Annotated in this window: 1 rRNA gene; it reads right to left on the bottom strand. The window is 46.0% G+C overall.

The features are described from left to right. Positions 1-90: 90 nt before the first annotated feature. Positions 91-2995, bottom strand: a 23S ribosomal RNA gene (locus OFN98_RS07980). Positions 2996-3118: the final 123 nt, after the last annotated feature.

The following is a 3118-nucleotide window of genomic DNA, read 5'->3' on the forward strand; positions in this document are numbered from 1 at the left end:
TTAACACTGCAAAAGTCATCAAGCCTAATAAAATCTTTTACCATATTGTCAAAGGATTTCTAATACCTTTAACAAGGAAGTAATGCTTAAAAAGATAAGCAAACGAGCTATTAGTACCGGTCAGCTAAATGACTTTCATCACTTACACATCCGGCCTATCAAACAGATAGTCTTTCTGAGCTCTTAAAAGAAGATTCATCTTGGAGTTGGCTTCGAGCTTAGATGCTTTCAGCTCTTATCACATCCCGGCTTAGCTACTGGGCGATGCTCTTGGCAGAACAACCCATACACCAGTGGCCAGTTCGACTCGGTCCTCTCGTACTAGAGTCAACTCTCCTCAATCTTCTTACGCCCACGGCAGATAGGGACCGAACTGTCTCACGACGTTCTGAACCCAGCTCGCGTACCGCTTTAAATGGCGAACAGCCATACCCTTGGGACCTGCTCCAGCCCCAGGATGCGATGAGCCGACATCGAGGTGCCAAACCTCCCCGTCGATGTGAGCTCTTGGGGGAGATCAGCCTGTTATCCCCGGGGTACCTTTTATCCTTTGAGCGATGGCCCTTCCACACAGAACCACCGGATCACTAAGACCGACTTTCGTCTCTGCTTGACTTGTGTGTCTCGCAGTTAAGCTGGCTTATGCCTTTATACTCTACAAGCGATTTCCAACCGCTTTGAGCCAACCTTTGTAAGCCTCCGTTACATTTTGGGAGGCGACCGCCCCAGTCAAACTACCCACCAGACATTGTCCTACCTAAGGATAACTTAGGCTAGTTAGCTACCCAAATAAAGAAGAGTGGTATCTCAACAATGGCTCACCATACACCGGAGTATATGGATCAAAGCCTCCCACCTATCCTGCGCATCTTTATCCAAGCAGCAGTGTCAAGCTATAGTAAAGGTCCACGGGGTCTTTCCGTCTTGCCGCGGGTAGGAGGAATTTTCACCTCCACTACAATTTCACTGGATCCCTCTTTGAGACAGCTCCCATCTCGTTACGCCATTCATGCAGGTCGGTATTTAACCGACAAGGAATTTCGCTACCTTAGGACCGTTATAGTTACGGCCGCCGTTTACTCGGGCTTCGATCAGATGCTTCGCAAAAGCTGACATCATCAATTAACCTTCGAGCACCGGGCAGGCGTCACACCCTATACATCCTCTTACGAGTTAGCAGAGTGCTGTGTTTATGGTAAACAGTCGGGAGGGACTCTTTGTTGTAACCTTCTTTGCTTACAGAGTAAATCCTTAACAAAGTTAGGCACACCTTATACCGAAGATACGGTGCTATTTTGCAGAGTTCCTTAAAGAGAGTTCTTCCACGCGCCTTAGAATACTCATCCCACCCACCTGTGTCGGTTTACGGTACGGGCAATATTAGCTAAACTTAGAAACTTTTCTTGGCTCGATAGTATCAAGGATTCTCAATCTACTCCGAAGAGCGTCATGAGCCTTTAATGTCTCGGATAAAGAGTTACGGATTTGCCTATAACTCAACCTACACACTTAGACCAGCACTTCCATCAGCTGGCTCCCCTAACTTTAAGCGTCCTTCCATCGCACACTAATATTGGTATCGGAATATTAACCGATTTTCCATCGCATACCCCTTTCGGACTTTGCTTAGGACCCGACTAACCCTACGATGACGAGCATCGCGTAGGAAACCTTGGGTTTACGGCGAATATGATTCTCACATATTTTATCGCTACTCATGCCTGCATGCTCACTTCTATCCGCTCCACCACTCCTTGCCGGTATGGCTTCGACGCTGAATAGAACGCTCTCCTACCACTTGCACTAGGTGCAAATCTACGACTTCGGTACTTATTTTAGCCCCGTTATATTTTCCGCGCAGAATCACTAGACCAGTGAGCTATTACGCTATCTTTAAAGGATGGCTGCTTCTAAGCCAACCTCCTGGTTGTTTCAGTAACTCCACATCGTTTTCCACTTAAATAAGATTTAGGGACCTTAGTCGGTAGTCTGGGTTGTTCCCCTCTCGACGACGGATTTTATCACTCGCCGCCTGACTGCTGTGATTACATTATAAGTATTCGGAGTTTGATAGGGTTTGGTACATTGGTGTATGCCCTAGCCCATTCAGTGCTCTACCCCTTATAATTACGACACAACGCTATACCTCAATATATTTCGGAGAGAACCAGCTATCACGATGTTTGATTGGCCTTTCACCCCTATCCACAGGTCATCCGGAGCTTTTTCAACAGCCGTCGGTTGGGTCCTCCACCGGTTCTTACACCGGCTTCAACCTGCCCATGGATAGATCACATCGTTTCGGGTCTGCAGCATCTGACTAATCGCCCTATTAAGACTCGCTTTCGCTACGGCTCCGGGTTTCCTTAACCTCGCCAGATACCACAACTCGCAGGCTCATTATGCAAAAGGCAGTCCATCACCCTGATAAATCATAGGGCTCTGAATGATTGTAAGCAAACGGTTTCAGGTTCTATTTCACTCTGATCACCTCAGTTCTTTTCACCTTTCCCTCACGGTACTTGTGCACTATCGGTCTAGTAGTAGTATTTAGGGTTGGATAGTGGTCTACCCAGCTTCAGACAGGATTTCACGTGTCCCGCCCTACTCAGGATACTGCTAAGTAAAAAGGAGATTTCGCATACGGGATTATCACCCTCTATGATTAAACTTTCCAGTTTATTCTGCTATCTGCTTTTAGTCTTTATTGCAGTCCTACAACCCCACTAGCAAGCTAGTGGTTTGCCCTCTTACGCGTTCGCTCGCCGCTACTAGCGTAATCTCTTTTGATTTCTTTTCCTGAAGGTACTTAGATGTTTCAGTTCCCTTCGTTCGCCCCCGTAGGTAGTTAATATTACTATTAACTGGGTTGCCCCATTCGGAAATTCCCGGATCAAAGCCCCTTGACGGCTCCCCGAGACTTATCGCAGCCTGGCACGTCCTTCATCGCCTCTACTAGCCAAGGCATCCACCGTTTGCTCTTAGTAGCTTACCTTTTATTTACTTCATAATAAAATGAAGCATTAGACTATGTTAATATTCTAATTTGCATTACTTCCTTGTTAAAGATAAAAGATTTAATTTATAAATTTTAAATTTGATAAATTGCTTTTACAAT

It is taken from the genome of Campylobacter sp. JMF_15 NE4, assembly GCF_027737645.1.
In the GTDB taxonomy this organism is placed as follows: domain Bacteria; phylum Campylobacterota; class Campylobacteria; order Campylobacterales; family Campylobacteraceae; genus Campylobacter_B.